This window comes from Pseudomonas sp. S49 (assembly GCF_009866785.1).
Taxonomy (GTDB): domain Bacteria; phylum Pseudomonadota; class Gammaproteobacteria; order Pseudomonadales; family Pseudomonadaceae; genus Aquipseudomonas.
Window position 1 is genome coordinate 6,123,164 of record NZ_CP019432.1, and the last position, 24,800, is coordinate 6,147,963.

At 60.2% G+C, this 24,800-nt stretch carries 22 protein-coding genes; 8 read left to right on the plus strand and 14 right to left on the minus strand.

All coding sequences use genetic code 11. From position 1 onward, the window contains the following. Nucleotides 1-129 precede the first annotated feature (129 nt). The 5 genes from PspS49_RS27175 to PspS49_RS27195 form a co-directional block, all read right to left on the minus strand. Nucleotides 130-3,147: a sarcosine oxidase subunit alpha gene (locus PspS49_RS27175; RefSeq protein WP_160042124.1), complete on the minus strand. Its 3,018-nt coding sequence runs from the start codon at nt 3,145-3,147 to the stop codon at nt 130-132. Continuing rightward, nucleotides 3,144-3,473 carry a sarcosine oxidase subunit delta gene (locus PspS49_RS27180; RefSeq protein WP_016986286.1) on the minus strand — a complete coding sequence of 110 codons (330 nt, stop codon included), beginning with the start codon at nt 3,471-3,473 and terminating at the stop codon, nt 3,144-3,146. Before PspS49_RS27180 ends, PspS49_RS27175 begins: the two co-directional genes overlap by 4 nt. A 14-nt stretch (nt 3,474-3,487) precedes the next feature. Then, nucleotides 3,488-4,738: a sarcosine oxidase subunit beta gene (locus tag PspS49_RS27185; protein WP_034155011.1), complete on the minus strand. Its 1,251-nt coding sequence runs from the start codon at nt 4,736-4,738 to the stop codon at nt 3,488-3,490. A gap of 20 nt (nt 4,739-4,758) precedes the next feature. Beyond that, nucleotides 4,759-6,012, minus strand: a complete 1,254-nt coding sequence (locus PspS49_RS27190) for a serine hydroxymethyltransferase (protein WP_007913117.1) — start codon at nt 6,010-6,012, stop codon at nt 4,759-4,761. 273 nt (nt 6,013-6,285) lie between these two features. Beyond that, nucleotides 6,286-6,996: a TraX family protein gene (locus tag PspS49_RS27195; protein WP_127930047.1), complete on the minus strand. Its 711-nt coding sequence runs from the start codon at nt 6,994-6,996 to the stop codon at nt 6,286-6,288. Nucleotides 6,997-7,122: 126 nt separating this feature from the next. On the opposite strand from PspS49_RS27195, the gene PspS49_RS27200 reads away from it, so the two are divergent. From PspS49_RS27200 to PspS49_RS27210, 3 genes are all read left to right on the plus strand, one after another. Next, nucleotides 7,123-8,163, plus strand: coding sequence for a low specificity L-threonine aldolase (locus PspS49_RS27200; protein ID WP_038363178.1), 1,041 nt, complete (start codon nt 7,123-7,125; stop codon nt 8,161-8,163). Between the two features lie 305 nt (nt 8,164-8,468). Then, complete coding sequence (locus tag PspS49_RS27205; protein WP_150749703.1) at nt 8,469-9,002, plus strand: transposase; 534 nt, start codon at nt 8,469-8,471, stop codon at nt 9,000-9,002. Nucleotides 9,003-9,183: 181 nt separating this feature from the next. Next, the gene (locus PspS49_RS27210) at nt 9,184-10,008 is read left to right on the plus strand and encodes an NAD(P)-dependent oxidoreductase (RefSeq protein WP_127930049.1); all 825 of its coding nucleotides are present in this window, start codon (nt 9,184-9,186) and stop codon (nt 10,006-10,008) included. A gap of 328 nt (nt 10,009-10,336) precedes the next feature. On the opposite strand, the gene gbcB is transcribed toward PspS49_RS27210, so the two are convergent. Further along, complete coding sequence (gene gbcB, locus PspS49_RS27215) at nt 10,337-11,437, minus strand: glycine-betaine demethylase subunit GbcB (RefSeq protein WP_007911227.1); 1,101 nt, start codon at nt 11,435-11,437, stop codon at nt 10,337-10,339. A 297-nt stretch (nt 11,438-11,734) separates the two neighbouring features. Here gbcB and gbcA point away from each other — a divergent pair, with 297 nt between their 5' ends. After that, nucleotides 11,735-13,030: a glycine-betaine demethylase subunit GbcA gene (gene gbcA / locus PspS49_RS27220; protein WP_127930050.1), complete on the plus strand. Its 1,296-nt coding sequence runs from the start codon at nt 11,735-11,737 to the stop codon at nt 13,028-13,030. 259 nt (nt 13,031-13,289) lie between these two features. Further along, on the plus strand, nt 13,290-13,496 hold the full coding sequence (locus PspS49_RS27225; protein ID WP_127930051.1) for a hypothetical protein: 207 nt from the start codon (nt 13,290-13,292) through the stop codon (nt 13,494-13,496). A gap of 285 nt (nt 13,497-13,781) precedes the next feature. Here the strand turns inward: PspS49_RS27225 and PspS49_RS27230 are convergent, their stop codons facing one another. The 7 genes from PspS49_RS27230 to PspS49_RS27260 form a co-directional block, all read right to left on the minus strand. Beyond that, nucleotides 13,782-14,348 carry a GNAT family N-acetyltransferase gene (locus PspS49_RS27230; protein WP_127930052.1) on the minus strand — a complete coding sequence of 189 codons (567 nt, stop codon included), beginning with the start codon at nt 14,346-14,348 and terminating at the stop codon, nt 13,782-13,784. Nucleotides 14,349-14,401: 53 nt separating this feature from the next. Then, the gene (locus PspS49_RS27235) at nt 14,402-15,172 is read right to left on the minus strand and encodes an electron transfer flavoprotein subunit beta (protein WP_127930053.1); all 771 of its coding nucleotides are present in this window, start codon (nt 15,170-15,172) and stop codon (nt 14,402-14,404) included. A 9-nt stretch (nt 15,173-15,181) separates the two neighbouring features. Further along, the gene (locus tag PspS49_RS27240) at nt 15,182-16,402 is read right to left on the minus strand and encodes an electron transfer flavoprotein subunit alpha/FixB family protein (RefSeq protein ID WP_160042126.1); all 1,221 of its coding nucleotides are present in this window, start codon (nt 16,400-16,402) and stop codon (nt 15,182-15,184) included. Then, nucleotides 16,402-18,351, minus strand: coding sequence for a dimethylglycine demethylation protein DgcB (gene dgcB / locus PspS49_RS27245; protein ID WP_160042128.1), 1,950 nt, complete (start codon nt 18,349-18,351; stop codon nt 16,402-16,404). The genes PspS49_RS27240 and dgcB overlap by 1 nt, the downstream gene beginning before the upstream one ends. 153 nt (nt 18,352-18,504) lie before the next feature. Beyond that, a complete protein-coding gene (dgcA, locus tag PspS49_RS27250) occupies nt 18,505-20,565 on the minus strand; it encodes a dimethylglycine demethylation protein DgcA (protein ID WP_160042130.1) in 2,061 nt (686 codons plus the stop codon). A 15-nt stretch (nt 20,566-20,580) separates the two neighbouring features. Continuing rightward, on the minus strand, nt 20,581-21,111 hold the full coding sequence (locus PspS49_RS27255) for a DUF5943 domain-containing protein (protein ID WP_005792152.1): 531 nt from the start codon (nt 21,109-21,111) through the stop codon (nt 20,581-20,583). A 106-nt stretch (nt 21,112-21,217) separates the two neighbouring features. Continuing rightward, the gene (locus PspS49_RS27260; RefSeq protein ID WP_095112751.1) at nt 21,218-22,195 is read right to left on the minus strand and encodes a dipeptidase; all 978 of its coding nucleotides are present in this window, start codon (nt 22,193-22,195) and stop codon (nt 21,218-21,220) included. A gap of 234 nt (nt 22,196-22,429) precedes the next feature. Here PspS49_RS27260 and PspS49_RS27265 point away from each other — a divergent pair, with 234 nt between their 5' ends. The 3 genes from PspS49_RS27265 (at nt 22,430) to PspS49_RS27275 (ending at nt 23,702) form a co-directional block, all read left to right on the plus strand. Then, nucleotides 22,430-22,831, plus strand: coding sequence for a lysozyme inhibitor LprI family protein (locus tag PspS49_RS27265; protein ID WP_160042132.1), 402 nt, complete (start codon nt 22,430-22,432; stop codon nt 22,829-22,831). Nucleotides 22,832-22,932: 101 nt separating this feature from the next. Beyond that, nucleotides 22,933-23,256, plus strand: a complete 324-nt coding sequence (locus tag PspS49_RS27270) for a helix-turn-helix transcriptional regulator (protein ID WP_093429897.1) — start codon at nt 22,933-22,935, stop codon at nt 23,254-23,256. A 29-nt stretch (nt 23,257-23,285) separates the two neighbouring features. Next, nucleotides 23,286-23,702 carry a DUF3010 family protein gene (locus tag PspS49_RS27275; RefSeq protein WP_160042134.1) on the plus strand — a complete coding sequence of 139 codons (417 nt, stop codon included), beginning with the start codon at nt 23,286-23,288 and terminating at the stop codon, nt 23,700-23,702. 121 nt (nt 23,703-23,823) lie between these two features. On the opposite strand, the gene PspS49_RS27280 is transcribed toward PspS49_RS27275, so the two are convergent. Then, nucleotides 23,824-24,768, minus strand: coding sequence for a GlxA family transcriptional regulator (locus PspS49_RS27280; RefSeq protein ID WP_159814749.1), 945 nt, complete (start codon nt 24,766-24,768; stop codon nt 23,824-23,826). Nucleotides 24,769-24,800 lie beyond the last annotated feature (32 nt).

Here is a 24,800-nt window from a genome sequence, read left to right on the forward strand (position 1 = left end):
GCACCTTCCTGAATTCTTGATCGTTCCCACGCTCTGCGTGGGAATGCCGCCATGGACGCTCTGCGTCCGCTCTTGGGACGCAGAGCGTCCCGGGATGCATTCCCACGCAGAGCGTGGGAACGATCAGTGTCAGATGTTCTGGCGATCCCCCTTCGGATCGAAGAACACCGAAGACACGATTTCCGCCTCGATCACGCTGCCGTCGGCCAGCGGTGCAAACACCCGCTCACCGAGGCGCTTCAGACCGCCCTTGACCACACCCATGGCGAACGAATAACCGAGGGAGTTGTGCGCGTAGCTGGAAGTCACGTGGCCAACCATGGTCATCGGGATCGCCTGCTTGGTGTTGAACACCAGTTGTGCGCCCTCCGGCAGCCAGACGTTCGGATCGATCGGCTTCAGACCGACCAGCTGTTTACGCTGATCCTTCACGCAGTCTTCACGGTTCATGCCGCGTTGGCCGATCCACGAGAACGGTTTGGTGCGACCCACACACCAGCCCATGTTCAAGTCGTCCGGGGTCATCGAGCCGTCAGTGTCCTGACCGACAATGATGAAACCCTTCTCCGCGCGCAGTACGTGCATGGTTTCGGTGCCGTACGGGGTCAGGTTGTACTGCTTGCCGGCCTCGACGATTTTCTCCAGCACGCCCATCGCGTAGTCGGCCTGCACGTTGACTTCGTACGACAGCTCACCGGTGAACGAGATGCGGAACACCCGCGCCGGCACGTCGCCGACCAGACCTTCTTTCCAGGTCATGAATGGGAACGCTTCGTTGCTCAGATCAATGTCGGTCACGGCGCTGAGCAGCTTGCGGCTGTTCGGCCCGGACAGGGTCATGGTCGCCCAGTGGTCAGTCACGGAAGTGAAGTAGACCTTCATGTCCGGCCATTCGGTCTGGTGGTACAGCTCCAGCCATTGCAGCACGCGAGCCGCGCCGCCGGTGGTGGTGGTCATGACGAAATGGTTGTCGGCCAGGCACGCCGTGACACCGTCGTCGAAGACCATGCCGTCTTCTTTGCACATCAGACCGTAGCGCGCCTTGCCCACGTCGAGTTTGGTCCAGGCGTTGGTGTACACGCGGTTGAGGAACTCGCGGGCATCCGGGCCTTGAATGTCGATCTTGCCGAGGGTCGAGGCGTCGAGCAGGCCGACACTGTCGCGCACGGCTTTGCATTCACGCTTCACGGCGGCGTGCAGGTCTTCACCGTTTTTCGGGAAGTACCATGGACGCTTCCACTGACCGACGTCTTCAAACTCGGCGCCATTCTTCACATGCCATGCATGCAGCGCGGTGTGGCGAACCGGCTCGAAGATGTGCCCACAGTGACGACCGGCCACGGCGCCGAAAGTCACCGGCGTGTAGTTCGGGCGGAACATCGTGGTGCCCATCTGCGGGATGGTCACGTTCAGCGAGCGCGCGGCGATGGCCAGACCGTTGACGTTGCCGAGCTTGCCCTGATCGGTGCCGAAGCCCAGCGCGGTGTAGCGTTTGACGTGCTCGACCGACTCGAAACCTTCGCGAGTTGCCAGTTCGATCGCCGCAGCGGTCACGTCGTTTTGCAGATCGACGAATTGCTTCGGCGCCCGTGCGGTGTTCTTTTCATGCGGCACCTGGAACAGCGCCAGCGTCGGTTCTTCGTGACGGCTCAGGGCTTTCGGCAGCACGCCTTCGACAGTCTGGAAACCGGCTTCAGCGGCAGCGCGCACGCCACCTTCAAAACCGTCAGCCAGCGAATCGCCGAGACCGTAGACGCCATTGATGCCGCCGACGCACACGCGTTTCTGCGGTGCTTCGCCCGGTACAAAACCGAGGATGTCTTCACGCCAGGTCGGTTTGCCACCGAGGTGCGAAGCCAGGTGAACGACCGGGCTGTACCCGCCGGAACTGGCAACCACATCGCAGTCGAGCCACTCGCCAGGACTGGTCACGGCGTGCGCTTTAACATCAATCGCCGCCACGCGGGCAGCAGTCACGCGCTTGCTGCCACGGGCTTCGATCACGGCGCTGCCAGTGAGGATGCGGATGCCTTTGGCGCGGGCTTCTTCTACCAACGCACCACGCGGATTGCTGCGCGCATCGGCGATGGCGACCACTTGCAGACTGGCATCGAGCCAATCCAGAGCGACGCGATAAGCATGATCGTTGTTGGTCGACAGCACCAGTTTCTTGCCCGGCGCGACGCCGTAGCGACGCACGTAAGTCGACACCGCACCGGCAAGCATGTTGCCCGGCACGTCGTTGTTGCCGTAAACCAGCGGACGCTCGCAAGCACCGGTCGCCAGCACGACACGCTTGGCGCGAACACGGTGAATGCGCTGGCGCACCTGGCCAATTGGCGCGCGGTCACCGAGGTGATCGGTGAGGCGTTCGTGAATGGTCAGGAAGTTGTGGTCGTGGTAACCGTTGACCGTGGCGCGCGGCAACAGCAGCACGTCCGGGGTGTTCTTCAGTTCAGTGATGACGCTGGCGACCCAGTCCATCGCCGGTTTGCCGTCGAGGCTTTCACGAGAATCGAGCAGGCTGCCGCCGAACTCTTCCTGCTCGTCCGCCAGAATCACTCGGGCACCGCTGCGCGCAGCGGCCAGGGCAGCGGCGAGACCGGCCGGGCCAGCGCCGACGATCAGCACGTCGCAGTGCTGGTTCATGTAGTCGTAAGTATCCGGATCGACTTCGGTCGGCGAACGACCCAGACCGGCAGCCTTGCGAATGTACTTCTCGTACGTCATCCAGAACGATTGCGGGTACATGAAGGTTTTGTAGTAGAAACCCGGCGGCATCAGCTTGCCGCCGACCTTGCCGAGAATGCCCATCATGTCGTTGTTGACGCTCGGCCAGCCATTGGTGCTGGTCGCGACCAGACCTTGATACAACGCCTGTTGCGTGGCGCGCACGTTGGGAATCTGTGTGGCTTCGGTGGCACCGATCTGCAATACCGCATTCGGCTCTTCGGCACCGGCGGCGAAGATCCCGCGAGGACGCGAATACTTGAAGCTGCGGCCGATGATGTCGACGCCGTTGGCGATCAGCGCGGCGGCCAGCGAGTCACCCTCGAAGCCTTTGTAGCTCTGACCGTTGAAGGTGAAGCTCAGCACTTTGTTGCGGTCGATCCGTCCACCGTTGGACAGGCGATTGGTCTGGCTCATACCTTCTCTCCCAGCGCCGTCGTGGCTGTTTTCGCCGTATCAGCCTTGTCGGTGAATTGCGGCTTGGTGCCGATCTTGTAGGTTTCGAGAATCTCGTAGGTCACGGTGTCGCGGGTGACGTTGAAGTACTGACGGCAACCGGCAACGTGATCCCACAGTTCATGGTGCAGACCGCGCGGGTTGTCGCGGAAGAACATGTAGTCACCCCACTCCTCGTCGGTGCAGGCGCCTGGATCCAGTGGACGCGGAATGTGCGCCTGGCCGGATGCGTGGAATTCCTCTTCGGAGCGCAGTTCGCCGCAGTGAGGACAGAAGATATGCAACATGGGGATTTCTCCTGTTAGTGGGCAACCGCAGCAGCGCCGTGTTCATCGATCAACGCACCGTTGTGGAAACGGTCGATGGAGAAAGGTGCGGCCAACGGGTGCATTTCACCCTTGGCCAGACTCGCGGCAAACACGTTGCCCGAGCCAGGCGTTGCCTTGAAGCCACCGGTGCCCCAACCGCAGTTGAAGAACATGTTCGGTACCGGGGTTTTCGAAATGATCGGGCAAGCGTCCGGGGTAGTGTCGACGATGCCGCCCCACTGACGGTTCATGCGTACGCGGGACAACACCGGGAACATCTCGACGATCGCTTGAATGGTGTGCTCGATCACCGGGTACGAACCGCGCTGGCCGTAGCCGTTGTAACCGTCGATACCGGCGCCGATCACCAGGTCGCCCTTGTCGGACTGGCTGATGTAACCGTGCACGGCGTTGGACATGATCACGCTGTCGATAATCGGCTTGATCGGCTCGGACACCAGCGCTTGCAGCGGGTGGGATTCGATCGGCAGACGGAAACCGGCGAGTTTGGCCATGTGCCCGGAGTTACCGGCCGTGACCACACCGACGCGCTTGGCGCCGATGAAACCCTTGTTGGTTTCAACACCGATGCACACGCCGTTTTCCTTGCGGAAACCGATCACTTCGGTCTGCTGGATCAAGTCCACGCCGAGGGCGTCGGCGGCACGGGCAAAGCCCCAGGCCACGGCATCGTGACGGGCGACGCCGCCGCGACGCTGGACGGTCGCGCCCAACACCGGGTAGCGAGTGTTTTTCGAGCAGTCGAGGTACGGAATCTCGTCAGCGACTTGCTTGGCGTTGAGCAGTTCGCCATCGACGCCATTGAGGCGGTTGGCGCTGACCCGACGCTCGGAATCACGGATGTCCTGCAGGGTGTGGCACAGGTTGTAGACGCCACGCTGGGAGAACATCACGTTGTAGTTGAGGTCCTGCGACAGGCCTTCCCACAGTTTCATTGCGTGTTCGTAGAGGTGCGCCGACTCGTCCCACAGGTAGTTGGAGCGCACGATGGTGGTGTTGCGCGCGGTGTTACCGCCGCCCAGCCATCCCTTCTCGACCACGGCGACGTTGGTGATGCCGTGTTCTTTGGCCAAGTAGTAAGCCGTCGCCAGACCGTGCCCGCCGCCGCCGACGATGACCACGTCGTAGACCTTCTTCGGCGTTGGCGTGCGCCACATGCGCTGCCAGTTTTCGTGGTGGCTGAGGGAGTGTTTGAAGAGGCCGAAGCCCGAATAGCGTTGCATAGTCAGTTACTCCAGAACACTCAGCGATAAACCGGGAAGTCTGCGCACAGGGCCGACACTTGCTGGGCAACATTGGCCTCGACATCGGCATCGCCAAGGTTGTCGAGGATGTCGCAGATCCAGCCGGCCAACACTTCGCACTGGGTCACTTTGAAGCCGCGAGTAGTGACCGCCGGGGTGCCGATGCGCAGGCCCGAGGTCACGAACGGCGATTGCGGGTCGTTCGGCACGGCGTTCTTGTTGACGGTGATGTGCGCACGGCCAAGGGCGGCGTCGGCGTCTTTGCCGGTCAGGCCCTGACGGATCAGGCTGACCAGGAACAAATGGTTGTCGGTGCCGCCGGACACTACATCGTAGCCACGTTTGATAAACACGCTGGCCATCGCCTGAGCGTTGTCGATCACTTGTTGCTGATAAGCCTTGAAGCCTGGCTCCAGCGCTTCCTTGAAGCACACGGCTTTACCGGCGATGACGTGCATCAACGGGCCGCCCTGAGCGCCGGGGAATACGGCAGCGTTGAGCTTTTTCTCGATCTCTTCGTTGGACTTGGCCAGGATCAGCCCACCACGTGGACCGCGCAGGGTTTTGTGGGTGGTGGTGGTGACCACGTCGGCGTACGGCAGCGGGTTCGGGTACAGACCGGCGGCGACCAGACCGGCGACGTGGGCCATGTCAACAAACAGCAGCGCGCCGACTTTGTCAGCGATCTGACGGAAGCGCGGGAAGTCCAGCGTCTTCGAGTAAGCGGAGAAACCGGCGACGATCATTTTCGGCTTGGATTCGACGGCGAGACGTTCGACTTCGTCGTAATCGATCAGCCCGGTGTCGGTGTTGATGCCGTACTGCACAGCGTTGTAGAGCTTGCCCGAGGACGACACTTTGGCGCCGTGGGTCAGGTGACCGCCGTGAGCCAGGCTCATGCCGAGGATGGTGTCGCCCGGCTGGATCAACGCCAGGTACACGGCGCTGTTGGCCGAAGAACCGGAGTGCGGCTGGACGTTGGCGTAATCGGCGCCGAACAGCTGCTTGGCGCGTTCGATGGCCAGCGCTTCGACTTTATCGACGTGCTCGCAGCCACCGTAGTAGCGCTTGCCCGGATAGCCTTCGGCGTACTTGTTGGTCAGGCCGCTGCCTTGCGCTTGCATCACGCGTTTGCTGGTGTAGTTCTCCGACGCGATCAGCTCGATGTGATCTTCCTGACGTTGCTCCTCGGCATTCATCGCCGCCAGCAGTGCATCGTCGTAACCCTGGATCTGGTCTTGCTTGCTGAACATCGCGTCTCTCCCAGCGGCATCTGTGCGCCATTCGTCTCGGTAAGGCACTGGCAATGAAGGCAGTGCCCTTTGATGCCGATGGTATGACCGGCGCAGACAGCTCAAATGCCTGCGCGCGCCACGCAAAGGTGCGTTTACGACATGGCCTGAAATGCCTTGTTGAATCTGCGCAGATCCCTTGTAGGAGTGAGCCTGCTCGCGATGGCGGTGGGTCAGATGAGCAAATGTTGGCTGATACGCCGCCATCGCGAGCAGGCTCACTCCTACAGGGGGTTATGCGGCGAGCTGGCGGATAAGTAGCAGCAGGAGGAAATGCGTGGGATAGAGGGCGTAGGCCCAGCGGCGCATCGCCGGTGGCTGGAGATGTCGCGCATGTCGCAACAGGAACATCCCCAGCATTGGCGCAAACAGACAGGTGGCAATACCAAGAATGGCGACGCTGCTACCGAACCTTGCCGAGTCGTAAAGCACTTGCCACTGATTCGCTGCGAGGCATATCAAACCCGGCAACAAGCTGAAATACCACGGGCGGCGAAACACCAGCAGCATCGCCAACGGCAGCAACACCCCGAAGAAACCAAACATCAGTCGTTCCGGAAACATGGCGGCCAGCATCAGCGCAGCAACGCCCAGCAATCGCGACATGATCGTTGGATCCTGCCACCCCCGCGCCACCAACAAGCCCAGCGCCAGCGTCGGCATCACGTTCAGCGTATCGGGGTCGGGAATGTACAGCCGATAGGGAATCTCGCTCACGGCACTGAACAATAACAACCAGCCCAAGTAGCGCCATTCCATCCTCCGCAATCCATCGCGCGCCAGATTCGCCGCCATCGCCAGACAAAACCACGGAAACGCCAACCGCCCCGGCACGTACAGCCAATCGGCGGAGAACCCGACATATCGCAGGTGATCGAACAACATGCTCAACAGCGCCAGCCACTTGAGCAGATCCAGCGCGCCGTCGCGTTTAGTCAGGTGCATAATCGGCCTGCGTCCATGTAATGTTCTGACAGCGACATCCCGTGTGCTCCCCGGAAGATCTTCGGTAAAGTGCGCACCATCATTGACCACGAGCCTTCACAAGAGTCTCGACCACGGAAGCCGGCCATGACCGACAAGAGCCAACAATTCGCCAGCGACAACTACTCCGGTATCTGCCCTGAAGCCTGGGCTGCAATGGAACAGGCCAACCACGGCCACCAACGCGCGTATGGCGACGATGAATGGACCGCACGCGCGTCCGACCATTTCCGCCAGTTGTTCGAAACCGACTGCGAAGTGTTCTTCGCCTTCAACGGCACCGCCGCCAACTCGCTGGCCCTGTCGTCGCTGTGCCAGAGTTACCACAGCGTGATCTGCTCGGAAACCGCCCACGTCGAAACCGACGAATGCGGCGCCCCGGAATTCTTCTCCAACGGCTCGAAACTGCTGATCGCCGGCACTGAAAACGGCAAGATCACCCCGCAATCGATCCGCGAAGTCGCGCTCAAGCGCCAGGACATTCACTACCCGAAACCGCGTGTGGTCACCCTGACCCAAGCCACTGAAGTCGGCAGCGTCTACACCCCGGAAGAAGTCCGCGCCATCAGCGCGACTTGCAAAGAGCTGGGCCTGCACCTGCACATGGACGGCGCGCGCTTCTCCAACGCCTGCGCCTTCCTCGGCTGCTCGCCAGCCGATCTGACCTGGAAGGCCGGTGTTGACGTACTGTGCTTCGGCGGCACGAAAAACGGCATGGCCGTCGGTGAAGCGATCCTGTTCTTCAACCACAAACTGGCCGAAGACTTCGACTACCGCTGCAAACAGGCCGGGCAACTGGCGTCGAAAATGCGTTTCCTCTCGGCACCGTGGGTCGGCATCCTCGAAAACGACGCCTGGCTCAAATACGCCCGTCACGCCAACCACTGCGCACAACTGCTCGCTGAACTGGTCAGCGACATTCCCGGCGTCGAACTGATGTTCCCGGTACAGGCCAACGGCGTGTTCCTGCAATTATCCGAACCGGCCATCGCCGCGTTGACTGCGAAGAACTGGCGCTTCTACACCTTCATCGGCAAGGGCGGCGCACGCTTCATGTGCTCGTGGGACACCGAAGAAGAACGCGTCCGCGAACTGGCCCGCGACATCCGCGAAGTCATGTCCGCCTGACCTGAGGCCAGTGCACTGATCGTTCCCACGCTCCGCGTGGGAATGCCTCCCGGGACGCTCCGCGTTCCATCCCCCAGACGCTAAACACCGCTATGACGCAGAGCGTCAATGGCTGCATTCCCACGCAGAGCGTGGGAACGATCTTCGGCCGAAGATGACTTTTCCCACCGTAATACCAGACTTCTCTTCTAGCGCGAACATCCCGTCCGCCTCACCCTGATCGTTCCCACGCTCCGCGTGGTAACGCATCCCGGGACGCTCCGCGTTCCATCTCCAATGCACCGCAAGATTCAAGGAAGAATCCCATGGGCCGCAGCCGCTACACCTTTACCGAAACCGACAAACCGCATTTCCTGACTTGCACGATCATGGAATGGTTACCGCTGTTCATCCGTCCCTACATCGTCGACCACCTGCTCAACTGCTGGCGTTATCAACAGACCCACCATGACTTGAAGCTGTACGGCTACGTGATTCTGGAAAACCATCTTCACTTCGTCGCTCAGGCGCCCGACCTGAGTAAATGCCTCAGCCAGTTCAAATCATTCACTGCTCGACAGATTATTGATGACTTGCAAAGCAAAGGCGCTGACAAAACCCTGCAACGGCTGCGCTTTAGCAAACGTGCGCACAAGCAGGATCGGGTTTACCAGTTATGGCAGGAAGGCTCTCACGCAGAAATGGTTTATAGCGAATCGGTGATGCGCCAGAAGCTTGAATACATTCACAACAACCCGGTGAAACGCGGATATGTGGATTTGCCGGAGCATTGGCGTTATTCGAGCGCCAGGGATTACGCGGGAATGCCGGGGCTGATCGAGGTTCAGTGCTGGTATTGAAATGGGACGCAGAGCGTCCCGGGCTGCATTCCCACGCAGAGCGTAGGAACGATCAGATCTGACTCCACCGCACTGATCGTTCCCACGCGGAGCGTGGGAACGATCAACTTCGCCCGCGAAGACTTGGTCTACATTGTCTGTCGAGCCCTCCGCTCAGATAACAATAAGCAGGAGCATCGGCATGTCGTTACAAGGCAAAACCCTGTTCATCACCGGCGCCAGCCGTGGCATTGGCCGTGAGATCGCGCTGCGTGCTGCGAGGGACGGCGCCAATATCGTCATTGCGGCGAAGAGCGCCGAACCCCACGCCAAATTGCCCGGGACCATCCACAGCGTCGCCGCCGAAGTCGAAGCGGCGGGCGGCAAGGCTCTGGCAATGCAGTTGGATGTGCGTGATGAAGACGCGGTGCGCCGGGCACTGGCCCAGGCCAACGAGCACTTCGGCGGCATCGATGCACTGGTGAACAACGCCGGGGCGATCAAGCTCACGGGCGTGCAACACATCGAACTCAAGCGTTTCGACCTGATGCACCAGATCAACACCCGCGCGGTGCTGCTGTGCAGCCAGGCCGCCCTGCCCTATCTGAAGAAATCCGCCGGGCACATTCTCAACCTGTCGCCGCCGCTGAATCTGGCGAACAAGTGGTTTGCGCAGTTCAGTCCGTACACCGTGACCAAGTACGGCATGAGCATGCTGACGCTGGGGATGAGCGAGGAATTTGCCAGTTATGGGATCAGCGTCAACTCGCTGTGGCCGCAGACGATGATTGCCACGGCGGCGATCGAGTTTCAGCTAGGGAATCGGGAGTCGTTCAAGCAGGCGCGAACGCCAGCGATCATGGCGGATGCGGCGCATGTGATTCTGGATAGTAGTGGACGGCAGATTACCGGGCGGTTGTTGATTGATGAGGAGATTTTGCGGGAGAGCGGCGTGACTGAGTTCGATCAATATCGCTTTGATCGAGAAAGCGACGCGGCGTTGATGCCGGATTTGTTTGTTGACTGAAAAGCCCCTCTCCCAGAGGGAGAGGGGACTGATTGGGGGATATTTGAGAATCACGCCGACCTGAAACTGCTTTGCCGAATCCATAGTCGACTCGATATATCAAGTCGGTGTACCTCGTGAAAACAACTCGGTCAGTCCCTCTCCAAAAGAGAGAAGGGACTGATTGGGGGATGCTCAAGGAGTACGCCGACCTGAAACTGCTTTGCCGAATCCATAATCGATAAGGTCGTTCAGGTCGATGTACAACCCTGGACAACTCGGTCGGCCCCCTCTCCCTCTGGGAGAGGGCTGGGGTGAGGGGCAAGCCGTACGCAAAAACCCGCCCCACTCAGAAATCGATTCGCACATCCCCCTTCGGCACGCTGCAGCACGACAAGATAAACCCTTCCGCCTCGTCATCCTCGGTAATCCCGCCGTTGTGTTCCATCTCCACCTCGCCGCCCAGCTTCAACACCTTGCACGTCCCGCAAATCCCCATCCCGCACGCCTTCGGAATCATCAAGCCCAGCTTGGCCGCCGCCGCATGCACCGTCTCACCCGGTGCCACACGAATGCTCTTGCCGGACGAAGTGAATTCGACCTGATGCAGATCCGCCGCATCGATTTCCGGCGCATCCGCAGCCTGCTCGGCCTGTTCCACCGCATCGGCACGGGCTTCCGGTGGCGTGGCGCCGAAAGATTCCTCGTGATAACGCGACATGTCGTAACCGGCCACTTCCAGCAAACGCTTGACCGCATTCATGTACGGCGTCGGGCCGCAGCAGAACACTTCGCGCTCAAGGAAGTCGGGCACCATCAATTCGAGCATCTTGTGGTTCAGGTAACCGCGATAACCGGCCCATGGTTCGCCCAAGCCATGCTTCTCACAAATCAGGTGCAGGCTGAAGTTGTCGATCCGCGACGCCATGTGTTCCAGCTCGCGGTGATAGATGATGTCTTTCGGCGAGCGCGCGCTGTGGATAAAGGTCATGTCGACGTTGGCGTTGGTGTCGTAGAACCAGCGCGCCATCGACATGCACGGCGTGATGCCGACGCCACCGCTCAGGTACAGCACTTTCGGGCTGGGGAAGTCGATGGCATTGAACAGCCCGACCGGCCCGTGCACCGCCAGCTCCTGCCCTTCATGCAAGGTATCGTGCAACCAGTTGGAAACCTTGCCACCCGGCACGCGTTTGATCGTCACCGAAAAGCTGTACGGCACCGATGGCGAGCTGGAGATCGTGTACGAGCGCATGATCGGCTGGCCTTCGATTTCCAGCTCCAGGGTCACGAATTGCCCGGGCTTGAAGAAGAACAGGATCGGCTGATCAGCCATAAAGCAGAAGGTGCGCACGTCCCAGGTTTCCTGGATGACTTTGACGCAACGGACGATGTGTCGGCCATTGGCCCAGGTCTGGGTGGTGACCGGATTCAGGAAGCTGTTGGACATGCTGTTCTCCACGGCCGACTGTCGGCCTCATGTCGGCGATTCTGCGTATAGCGCGAACCGCCCGTTTACCTATCCGCGACATCGGCATACTTATCGCGACCAGCCCCCAACCACCGGGGGTTGCGCGTCGGGAACAGATTGCACCATGTCGCCCATGGATAAGGTTGCGCCCTGCGCCGGGCCCACACTCGCCCCAACACCAAGACAGCTTCTTTACACCTTGCGTAGCAACCGTTAGCAGCACACCTGATCAGCCACTTTTCGCCGGCCACGCAGATGGCCATGAGGATCACATCGATGGACGTCACCGCAAAAATCAGCCTGGGCGATCCGCTGGAACCCGCACGCAAGGCCACCGCACAAATGCTGCAAGAGCGCGAGCGCACCTTTTCGCTGCCGCAACCGTTCTATAGCGATGAGCGGCTCTTCGATATCGACATGCAGGAGATCTTCCAGAAAGAGTGGTTGATCGCCGGCATGACCTGCGAGATCCCGGCCAAGGGCAACTACCTGACGCTGCAGATCGGCAAGAATCCGATCATCGTCATCCGTGGCGCCGAAGGCGTGGTGCATGCGTTCCACAACGTCTGCCGCCACCGTGGCTCGCGTCTGTGCACCAGTGAAAAAGGCAAGGTCGCCAAATTGGTCTGCCACTACCACCAGTGGACGTACGAGCTGGACGGGCGCCTGCTGTTCGCCGGCACCGAAATGGGCGCCGACTTCGACATGAAGCAGTACGGCCTCAAACCGGTGAACGTGAAGACTGCCGGCGGCTACATCTTCATCAGTCTGGCGGAGAACCCGCCGGCCATTGATGACTTCCTGTCGACACTGAACCATTACATGGAACCGTACGACATGGAGAACACCAAGGTGGCGATTCAAACCACCTTGTTCGAAAAGGCCAACTGGAAACTGGTGCTGGAAAACAACCGCGAGTGCTACCACTGCAACGCGTCGCACCCGGAACTGCTGAAAACCCTGCTGGAATGGGACGACGTCACCGACCCGCGCGCCGATCAAGCGTTCAAGGATCACGTTGCTGCGTCCGCCGCTGCCTGGGAAGCCGAGAAGATTCCTTACGCCCACGCCAGTTTCGGCCTGCGTAACCGCATCGTGCGCATGCCGCTGCTCAAAGGCACCGTGTCGATGACCCTCGACGGCAAACAGGGCTGCGCGAAACTGATGGGGCGGATCAAGAACCCGGACCTCGGCTCGATGCGCATCCTGCACCTGCCGCACTCGTGGAACCACTGCATGGGCGACCACATCATCGTCTTCACCGTGTGGCCGATCAGCGCCCAGGAAACCATGGTCACCACCAAGTGGATCGTGCACAAGGATGCGGTTGAGGGCGTCGATTACGATGTTGATCGCATGCGTCAGGTGTGGGATGCGACCAACGATCAGGATCGCCGACTGGCGGAAGAGAACCAGCGCGGGATCAACTCGACGGCGTATCAGCCTGGGCCTTACTCGAAGACCTACGAGTTCGGCGTGGTCAACTTCGTTGATTGGTACAGCGAGCGTCTGCTGAACAACCTTGGCGCCGAGCCTGCGCCTTACCTCAAAGGCGTCCCGGTTCAGGGCTAAAAGCAAAAGCTTCGCGAGCAGGCTCGCTCCCACAGGTGGAATGCATTCCAAATGTGGGAGCGAGCCTGCTCGCGAAGGCGTCATGAAAGTCATTACATCTCTGAAACGGATTGCACAATTTCTGATCAACCACCCCACACACCATACCCACCAAGCCCCCCAGCCTTCCGCAAACAAGTTATCCACATAGCCACCCACAGCAAATGGGGACAACTGTGGATGACTCAAAAAATATCTCACTGATTTGCAAAGAAAAACCGTGACTTATCCAGAAGCACGGTTTTCGAAAGGCAATGATCGTTTTTTGATCAACAGGCTGAAAGGTACACAGATCGTGGCCTTCAGCGGATGGCAAACACCTTATCCACAGAAGCGCCAACAGAGATCGGGGGTAACTTTGCATCTGCTGTGGAAAAGTGCTGAAGAATGCGAAAAATCGGGGGTTTCGGAAGATTCATCCGATTAAAAGTGCAAATTGATCAGTTATTGATCAAACCTTTGAAAGCCACGTTTTGCATGGCTGTCAGCGGACAGCGAACATCTTATCCACAGAAGCGCCAACAGAGATCGGGGGTAACTCAGGAAGTTATCCCGCGGGAAAATTCCGTAAAAACCGCAACTTAGGCTGGTTGTTTTTTGATCTGCGGCCTGCAAGCCACGGCTGACGTGACTTGCAGTGAAGGGCAAACACGTTATCCACAGATTGACCAACAGGGATTGTGTGTAACCCCTCGTCAGTGGATAACCGGCTTCATGCTCGGTGCATCAGATAGGCCTCACCCGTCACCCGAATCATCGGATGCGGTACCACCTGACAGGTTTTGACGATGCCAAAGCCATGTCGCTCATAAAACCGCCGAGCGCCAGTATTGGCGGCGTAGTCGATCAGGCTCAGGCCTTTGAGCGTGAGTTGATCGGCGCGCGCCTGGGCATGTTGGAGGAACTGCACGCCCAATCCTTGATTACGCCAGCCTTCGTGCAGCGCCAGGCTGGAGATGTACAGCGTATCCGCCACCTCCATATCGGCGTAAGGCGCCAGCACTGGATCGGTGGGCGGTGTCGGGTCTGGGTCTTCGCGCATGACGTAGCTGTGCATCATCCCGACCACACAGCCTTCGGCCTCAGCGATCAGGCAGTTCTGCCAGGAAAAATCCACATCGTCGCGGGCATAGCGCCGCTCACCGACATCAAGCAACGTCTCGCCCGGCTCCGCCAACTGGCTCCAGATGTAATCCGAGGCGCCCTCCGAGGAGATCTGAAACAAACGCGCAATGTCGCGCGCATCCGTGCGCCGGGCAGGTCGAAACTCAACTGTCATTCACATTATTCCTGTGGGTAAGCCGCTGACCTGAAGGAAAGGGATTTGGGATGTCAGCGGACGACACCTTCTTCGATCAGCAGTTTGAGGATGGCTTCGGCGCCAGCCTGCGGGGTGACGCCTTTGAGCACTTGTCCACCGCCACCACTGGCTTTGGCGGTAGCCGCTTTCATCCGGTCGGCACCGCTTTTGGCTTTGATCACTTTCAGGCGTTTGGGCCTTGGTTTGGCCGGCTGCAGGGTGGCGACAGCCAAGAGCTCGTCGTCTACGACCTCGACGTCGTCAGCCTCCAGCACCCCGCGTCGCGCCGGGCCATAGGCACTCTGCCGAGGCTTCGGCGCAGCGTTATCCACAGTCGCGAGAAACGGCAGCTTCACCTTCAACCGCCGCCGCTGCCCACGCGGCAAGGCTTGCAGCACCAGCGCCGAACCGTCATTGATCGACTCGACCTGCGCCAGCCCCACCACCAACGGCCAGCCCAGTCCTTCGGCGAGCAAAAACGGCAACATCCCCGAACCTTCGCCGGTTTCCGCCTGGCTGCCGGTCAGCACCACTTGCGCACCGGCATCGCGCAAATACGCGGTCAACGCCGGCAGCGCATCGGCGCCAGCTGGTTGCTCCAGCACGTGCATCAGCTCAAGACCCATACCCAGATAGGCGCGCAACGCCGGCTCCGCAACGTCGCCGGCATGCAGCACTTGCAGGTTATCCCCAGCCAGTTGCAGGCCGAGTTCCACGGCTCGCGCGTCCTGGTCGGCGCGACGTGGCCTGCCGGAAGTCGGGTGGGCGCCGATTGAAACCAGACTGATAACTTTCGTGTTCATAGCGTTTCCTTAAGCCGCATCGCGCTTGGCTTCGTTGCGGTAAGCCGCCACCGCCTCGATCAACGCTTGAAGAATCTCTGCGCTCTCGCCGATCACTGAGAGGTCGGCGCGCTTGATCATGTCGCAACCCGGGTCGAGGTTGATCGCCACCACCTTGTCGCAGGCGCCGATACCTTGCAGGTGCTGGATCGCGCCGGAGATACCCACAGCCACATAAACCCGTGCGGTGACCCAAGTGCCGGACGCGCCGACCTGGCGATCACGGGCCATGAAGCCATCATCCACTGCAACGCGGGAAGCGCCTTCGGTAGCGCCGAGTGCCGCCGCCGTTTCGTGGAACAGTGCCCAGTCCTTGACGCCGTTGCCGCCGGAGAAAATGAACTCCGCTTCGGCCATCGGAATCGCTGCCGGGTCGACCGCCACAGCGCCGAGATCTTCGATCCGCGACAGGCTGCGCGCGACACTTGTGGATAACTCCACCGGCAACGCTTCGTGACGGGTTTCACTGACCGGTTCAGCGCATTCGGCCGCCGCCAGAATCAACCGTGCGACGGGACGGGCAAGGTCTTGCAGCCCCGCGCCAGCGCGGCCGATGCATTCCTGATCCTTGACCTGCCAGACCCGTGTCGCCGGGCGCTCGCCCAATGCCGCCGCAAAGCGTCGACCGAGTTCACCGCCACCGCTGCGGCTGTCCGGCAGCAACCAATGGCGCGGGTTGAACTGGTTATCCACAGCGCGCAAACCTTGCACCCGTTGCTCCGGTGCATAACCGCTGAATTCCTCGCCTTCGAGTACCAGCAAGCGATCGACGCCAGCGGTCGCGAAAGCGTTTTCCTTATGCTCGCCAAAGACCACCGCCAACACTGCGCCGTCATTACCGGCGAGCTGATGGGCGAGGCCAAACAAATCACGGTCGTGACTGCTCAAGCGGCCACCGACCATGTCCGGTACCACGCTGATGTAGAACGCCGGCGCGGGCACCTGATGCAGCGGCAATTGCACTTCCACAGCAGCGGATCGTTTGACCACCCCGCCCTGTTGCGCGCCGCTGCGGTCGATACGCTTGATGCCGTTGGGGCCGATAAAACCGATGCCGTGCAGGTTCTTGCGGATGACGCCATTCGGCCCCATCCAGCTGTGTTGCGCCGGTTGCATGGCCGCGTGCAGCGGGTGCAGGCGGTTACGCGCAATCCATTCGGCGCGCGGGTCGCGGCGGATAATGTCGCTCATCAGTGGGCCTCCGCAGGTTCACGTTTGGCCGGAGTGGCAGGCTTGCTCGGCGCGGCGTCTTCGAGCAGCGCGTCGGCCACCAGTTCGGCGATGTCCTTGATCAGCGGCCGCGGTTCGACCACGCCTTCGAGCATCGCCGTGCACTGTGGACAACCCACCGCCACCAGTTCAGCGCCGGTCTCGCGGATGTCTTCCATGCGCATGTCGGGAATCCGCTGCTTGCCCGGAATGTCGGTAATTGGCGCGCCACCGCCACCGCCGCAGCAGCGCGAACGGAAGCCGGAACGCTGCATCTCTTTCACTTCGATACCGAGCGCACGCAGCACTTCGCGCGGCGCTTCGTACTCGCCGTTGTAGCGGCCGAGGTAGCACGGATCGTGATAGGTCACGCTGTTGCCTTTGTGCTGACCGAGATTGAGCGCGCCGGCCTGAATGATTTCCGCCATGTAGGTGCTGTGATGTTGCACCAGGTAATTGCCGTCGAACGCGCCGTACTCGTTTTTCAGCACGTGGAAGCTGTGCGGATCGCAGGTGACGATGCGGTTGAAGCTGTATTTGGCCAGGGTCTGGATGTTGCGTTTGGCGAGCAACTGGAAGGTTGCTTCATCGCCGAGACGGCGGGCCACGTCGCCACTGTCACGCTCTTCGAGACCGAGTACGGCAAAGTCGATTTTCGCCGCTTTCAGCACTTTGACGAACGCGCGCAGGGTGCGCTGGTTACGCATGTCAAAAGCACCGTCGCCAACCCAGAACAGCACGTCGGTGGATTTCTTTTCGCTGAGCAGATTGAGGTTCAAGTCCGCCGCCCAGTTCATCCGTCCGCCCGGGGCGAAACCACCGGGGTTGTCGGTGGCGATCAGATTTTCGAGGACTTCGGCGCCCTTGTTCGGCGTCGCGCCTTTTTCCAGGGTCAGGTGACGGCGCATGTCGACGATGGCGTCGACGTGCTCGATCATCATCGGACATTCCTCGACGCAGGCACGGCAGGTAGTGCACGACCACAGGGTTTCGGCGTCGACCAAGCCGTTGACGATCGGTTGATGTGGATTGCCTGAGTGTTCGCCGATGGGTTTGCCAGGATAAGGGCTGCCGGCGAACTTGGCATCGGTACCACCAGCGAGGCCGACGACCATGTCCTGAATCAGCTTTTTCGGGTTCAGCGGCTGGCCGGCGGCAAAGGCCGGGCACGCCGCTTCGCATTTGCCGCACTGCACGCAGGCGTCAAAACCGAGCAGTTGGTTCCAGGTGAAATCCTTGGGTTTCTCAACACCCAGCGGAGCACTCGGATCGTTCAGATCCAAAGGTTTCAAACCCGTGGAACGACCACCACCAAAACGTTCGGCGCGACGGTGCCAAGCCAAATGCAAGGCACCGGCAAAGGCGTGTTTCATCGGCCCGCCCCAGGTCATGCCGAAAAACAGTTCCGACACGCCCCACAGCACGCCAATCCCGAGAATGACTGCGAGCACCCAGCCGCCGAAGTTCTCCGGAAGGATTCCGGCCACCGGCAAGGTCAGCAGGAAGAACGACGCCGAGAACGCCAGCAGGCTTTTCGGCAGGCGCATCCACGGGCCTTTCGACAGCCGCGCCGGCGGGTTGCGCCGACGCAGGTAAACGAAGATCGCGCCGACGAACATCACCGCCGTCATCAGCAGCAACGCGTAGCCAAGAATGCGGTTATGCAGGCCGAAACCGTGCACCAGCAGCGCCAGCACAATCGACGCCACCGCACCGCCCGCTGTAGCGACGTGGGTGTTGGCGATGTATTTGTCTCGCGCCACGACATGGTGCAAGTCGACCATGTAGCGCTTGGGCATGGCTAGCAGGCCGCCGATCAGATCGACCTTCGAGGCCCGGCCCCGACGCCACATCGCTACCCGCCGCAACGCGCCAAGGACACCAAGGCCGATAGCTGCGAACAACAGGATTGGAAGAAGGGTGTTCAACATGGTGAAGCTCCCACCAGTACAACCTGGAGAAACACGATCCGCTTTACTGTGGGAGCGAGCCTGCTCGCGAAAGCGGTGAATCAGTCAGCTCATCTTTCACTGACAGATTGCATTCGCGAGCAGGCTCGCTCCCACAGGGTTTGGTGCAAGTCCTTAGAAATCCTTGCAGAGCCGCAGGGCGTCATAGATCGCGGCGTGGGTGTTGCGCTGCGCCACGCAGTCGCCGATGCGGAACAGCAAGTAGCCGTCGCCCGCCTCGCTCAGCGAAGGTTGCGGCTGGATCGCGAACAACGCTTCGACGTCGATCTGGCCCTTGTTGCGCGAACCCTCTTTGAGCGCGTAGTAGATTTCCTCATCCGGACGCACGCCGTTTTCCACCACCACCTGATCGACCACCCGCTCCTCTTTGGCGCCGGTGTATTCGTTCTCCAGCACCGCGACCAGTTTGTCGCCTTCGCGGTAGACCTTCTCGAGCATCATGTCGCCGGTCATGATCACTTCTTTCGGGTACATGCTGCGGTAGTAGGTCGGGAACGACGTTCCGCCGATGGCCACGCCCGGTTTGATGTCGTCGGTGACGATCTCGACCTGGCTGCCTTTGTCGGCGAGGAAGTCGGCAACCGACATCCCGGTGAACTCGCAAATGGTGTCGTAGACCAGCACGTTCTTGCCCGGCGCCACCTTGCCGTCGAGCACGTCCCAGCTGCTGACCACCAGCCCTTCGGCGGCACCCCAGTGTTCGTTCTGCTCCAGGTACGGATGCCCGCCGACCGCCAGCACCACCACGTCCGGACGCAAGTCCATGATGGTGTCGGCATCAGCTGCCGTGCCCAGGCGCAAATCGACTTTCAGCCGCGCCAGTTCCAGCTGGAACCAGCGAGTAATACCGGCGATCTGGTCACGCTGCGGCGCTTTCGAGGCAGTCGTGATCTGCCCGCCGATGAATTCCTTCTTCTCGAACAGGGTCACTTCGTGGCCACGCTCGGCCGCCACGCGGGCCGCTTCCATCCCGGCCGGGCCGGCACCGACGATGACCACTTTGCGTTTCGGCCCGGTGGATTTCTCGATGATGTGCGGCACGCCCATGTATTCACGGGACGTTGCAGCATTCTGGATGCACAACACGTCGAGGCCTTGATACTGGCGGTCGATGCAATAGTTGGCGCCGACGCACTGTTTGATCTGGTCGATCTGGCCCATCTTGATCTTGGCGATCAGGTGCGGGTCAGCGATGTGCGCGCGGGTCATGCCGACCATGTCGACGTAACCGCCTTCAAGGATGCGCGTGGCCTGGTTCGGGTCCTTGATGTTCTGTGCGTGCAGCACCGGCACCTTGACCACTTCCTTGATCCCGGCGGCCAGATGCAGGAACGGCTCCGGTGGATAACTCATGTTCGGAATCACGTTGGCCAAGGTGTTGTGGGTGTCACAACCCGAGCCGACGACGCCGATGAAGTCGAGCATGCCGGTGTCGTCGTAATACTTGGCGATCTGCTTCATGTCCTCGTGGGACAAACCGTCCGGGTGGAACTCGTCACCGCAGATACGCATGCCCACGCAGAAGTCGTCACCGACCTCGGCGCGCACGGCTTTCAGCACTTCCAGACCGAACTTCATCCGGCCTTCGAAGGTGCCGCCCCATTCGTCGGTACGCTTGTTGACGCGCGGGCTCCAGAACTGGTCGATCATGTGCTGGTGCACCGCCGACAGTTCAACGCCGTCAAGACCACCGGCCTTGGCCCGGCGCGCGGCCTGGGCGTAGTTGCCGATCACCCGCCAGATTTCTTCCGGCTCGATGGTTTTGCAGGTCGCGCGGTGCACCGGTTCACGTATGCCCGACGGCGACATCAGGGTCGGCCAGTGGAAACCGTCCCAACGCGAGCGCCGGCCCATGTGGGTAATCTGAATCATGATCTTGGCGCCGTGCTTGTGCATGGCGTCAGCCAGATTCTGGAAGTGCGGAATGATCCGGTCGGTCGACAGGTTGACCGAGCTCCACCACTGCTGCGGGCTGTCGATGGCGACCACGGAGGAGCCGCCACAGATCGCCAGGCCGATGCCGCCCTTGGCTTTCTCTTCGTAATACTTGACGTAGCGGTCGGTGGTCATGCCTCCGTCCGTCGCGTAGACCTCAGCGTGCGCGGTGCTGAGCACGCGGTTGCGGATGGTCAGTTTGCCGATCTGGATCGGCTGGAACATTGCTTCGAAAGCCATGGCGGGTTCCTCGACTTACAACGGCTTGACAGTGAACAGGCCGTCGTCGTGGCCTTCTTCGGAGCCACCGTAAACTTGCTCGGCAACCGTGCGGATCTTGCTGCCGCGCGCCTCAAGAATCTGATCCATGGCCCCGGCAAACCAACCGGTGAACATGTAATCGACCTTGCGCCCGACCTTGCCGTAGACGTAGACGAACGCCGAGTGTTCGAGCTTGACGCTGGCGGTACCTTTGTCGAGGTCGATGTCCTGGATCTTGAACAGGCCCCAGCCACGTTGCGACAGGCGTTTCATGTAGTGTTCGAACACCGCGACGCCTTCCAGGCCGTGGCATTCAGCTTCTTTTTCACACCAGTGCCAGGCGGACTTGTAGCCGGCCTTGTAGAGGATTTCGGCGTAGGCGTCAGCACCCAGAACTTCTTCGATGCCCATGTGGTTGTTGACGAAGAAATGGCGCGGTACGTAGAGCATTGGCAGGGCGTCGGAGGTCCAGACACCGGTCTCGCTGTCGACTTCGATTGGCAATTGCGGGGCGATCTTGGCCATGGAAACTTAACTCCAGAAAAATAGTGGATTCAGTGGTGACCGCTGCCCTCACCCCAGCCCTCTCCCACAGGAGAGGGGGCAGATCGGCGGCGGTCTTGAGTCAGCGTTACTCGCCCCAGACGTCCTTGAGGACGTTGACCCAATTCTCGCCCATGATCTTGCGCACCACGCGCTCGGAATGGCCGCGCTTGAGCAGGGTTTCGGTCAGGTTCGGGAACTCGCCGACGGTGCGGATGCCCAGCGGATTGATGATCTTGCCGAAGCTGGTCAGACGGCGGGCGTAGCCCTTGTCGTGGGTCAGGTATTCGAAGAAGTCCTGACCGTGACCCTGGGTGAAGTCGGTGCCAATGCCGATGGCGTCTTCGCCGACGATGTTCATCACGTATTCGATCGCTTCGGCGTAATCGTCGATGGTCGAATCGATGCCTTTGGCGAGGAACGGCGCGAACATGGTCACGCCGACAAAACCGCCGTGGTCGGCGATGAACTTCAGCTCTTCATCGGACTTGTTGCGCGGGTGCTCTTTGAGACCCGACGGCAGGCAGTGGGAATAGCAGACCGGTTTTTTCGACTCGAGGATGACTTCTTCGGACGTCTTGGAACCGACGTGGGACAGGTCGCACATCACGCCGACGCGGTTCATCTCAGCCACAATCTCGCGACCGAAGCCCGACAGGCCACCGTCACGCTCGTAGCAACCGGTGCCGACCAGGTTCTGGGTGTTGTAGCACATCTGCACGATGCCGACGCCGAGTTGCTTGAACACCTCGACATAGCCGATCTGGTCTTCAAACGCGTGGGCATTCTGGAAGCCGAAGAGGATGCCGGTCTTGCCCTGCTCTTTGGCGCGACGGATGTCGGCGGTGGTACGCACCGGCATCACCAGGTCGCTGTTGTCGCGGATCAGCTTCTGGCTCGCAGCAATATTGTTCACGGTCGCCTGAAAGCCTTCCCACACCGACACAGTGCAGTTGGCTGCCGTCAGACCGCCCTTGCGCATGTCTTCAAACAGCTCGCGGTTCCATTTGGCAATGATCAGACCGTCGATAACGATGCTGTCGGCGTGTAATTCGGCTGGGCTCATCAGGCGTCCCCTTATTGGCGATTCATGCGCCGAATCGTCTGCCGGCGCTTTGGGGCCAGCATATGCCTCGGTGCAGGGGCGACCGGGTGCAAAAACGACAGGGGAATTGCCGAAAGCGTCAATCCGCGACAAAGGGTCGCCAGCCGCGCCGATCAGCTACCTGTTCAAGCCCGCAAGCTTGAGCCAGAATCTCCCGCATCTTGGAAACACCACTGGATTAGAGCGGCGACAACAATGAAATCGATCTTCCTGGCTTTGGCACTGATGGCGACCGGCGTACACGCCGCTGAAGAGTCCGACAACAACCCCTGCGACGCGGTGGAAAACGACGTCCAGACCCTGGAATGCTCGACCTACAGCCGCACCACCGCCGAAGACCTGCTCAAGGACAACTACGCCAGCCTCAACGAACGCATGCAGACGGCGTATGGCAAGAACCCTACGCAATTGGCTGATATCACCGCCAAACTCAAAACCGCACAGCAACAGTGGCTGAAGACGCGGGATGCGGATTGCGCGGTGGAAGCGTTCCCGGCGACGGCGGGGAGCAAGGCGTTCACAATTGCGCAGAATGACTGCGTGGCGCGGATGAGTGATGAGCGGTCGGAGTTTTTGGAGTCGATTGGGCAGGAGTGATCCTGACCACTCGTAACATGCCGTCAATTCTTGTTGATTGGCCTTGGGAGAAATATAAGCAAAGATTCTGAAATCTTATAAAAGACTTATATTTTTCCAATATGAAGTTACCCACAGATATCCAAATCATCAACGACGCCGAGGGCAACCCCGCCTTCGTCGTCATTCCCTACGCGCAGTACGTTGCGCAAAAAATGCAGCCCGATCTGATTCCCCATGAGGTGGTCAGCCGGATGGTCGATGGGGCAACACCAATCCGTGCCTGGCGCGAACACCTCAACCTGACTCAGGAAGAAGTCGCCAAACGCATGGGTATTTCGCAACCGGCGTTTGCCCAGCAGGAAACAGTCGCCAAGCCTCGCAAGGTTACGCGTGAGAAAATTGCGTCGGCGTTCGGCATCACCGCCAATCAGCTAGAGCTGTAAGCTGCCCTCTTCACTTCAAGGAGTTCCCCATGAACATCTGCGGCATCGAAATCAAAGGCAGCGAAGCGATCATCGCCGTGGCCGCTCTCGACGGTTCGACCCTGAGCCACGTCCCCCTCGCCACCAAGAAAATCGCTCTCGAAGAGGATGACGAAGCGGCGAACGTGAAGTTGTTCGCGGCGCAGGTGGCGTCGTTTGTGCGTGAGAATTCGGTTGACCGGATTGCGATCAAGAAGCGCAGCAAGAAGGGTGAGTTCGCCGGCGGGCCGACGACGTTCAAGATTGAGGGGATTTTGCAGCTGCTGGATGGCTGTGAAGTGACGTTGTTGTCGCCGCAGACGATCAATGCGCAGGCGAAGAAGCATAATTTCGAACTGCCGGGGACGTTGAACAAGTATCAGCATGAGGCTTATAAGGCTGCGTGTTCGGCGTTGGTGAAGAAGTAACGCGATCAAACTGTAGGAGTGAGCCTGCTCGCGATGACGAAGTGTCAGTCGACATCAGTGTTGTCTGACTTACCGCTATCGCGAGCAGGCTCACTCCTACAGGGGTTTTGTGTGCATCCATTCAGGCCTGGGCGGTACGCCGGTCTTCGCGCGGGCAGCGGGCGAATTTTGCTCGATAGCTGCGGGTGAAGTAGGACGGTGATTCGAAGCCGCAGGCGATGCTGACTTCGAGCACGCTCATGTCGGTCTGACGCAGTAGCTGCCGGGCCTTTTCCAAGCGCAATCGCAGGTAAAAGTTACTCGGCGTATCGTTCAGATGCAGCCGAAACAACCGTTCCAGTTGCCGCCGCGTGACTTTGATCGATTCCGCCAATTGCAGCGTGGTCAGCGGCGGTTCGCTGTGCTGCTCCATCTCGCCAATCACCTGCACCAGTTTCTTGTTATTGATGCCATAACGCGTAGCGACTTCCATGCGCTGGTGGTCTTTGCGCGGGCGAATCCGCCCCAGCACAAACTGCTCACTGACCTCAATCGCCAGCTGCGGCCCATGGGCCTGGGCGATCAGATCGAGCATCAGATCGATGGACGCGGTGCCGCCCGCCGAGGTAATGCGCCGACGGTCGATCTCGAACAGCTCCTGAGTGACGCTGAGCTGTGGATAAGATTCCTTGAACGCATCGATCGCTTCCCAGTGCAGGGTCAGGCGATGGCCCTCAAGCAACCCGGCTTCGGCAAGGACAAAGCTGCCCGTGTCGATGGCGCCCAGCGTCACGCCATCGTTATCCAGCCGCCGTAACCAATGTTCAAGGTTTGGCGTGGCGAACTTCAGCGGCTCAAACCCGGCCACCACCAATAACGTCGCGCCTTTCTTCAGCGGTTCCAGCGCGGCATCGGCGTTAACCGACATGCCATTGCTCGCCAACACCGCCCCGCCATCGGCGCTAAGTACGTGCCAGCGGTACAGCTCGCCGCGAAAGCGGTTGGCCACGCGCAGCGGTTCGATGGCGGAAATAAAGCCGATGGCGGAGAAGCCCGGCATCAGCAAGAAATAGAAATCCTGAGACATGTGCGCACTCGATTCGCGGGTAACGAGAGGGA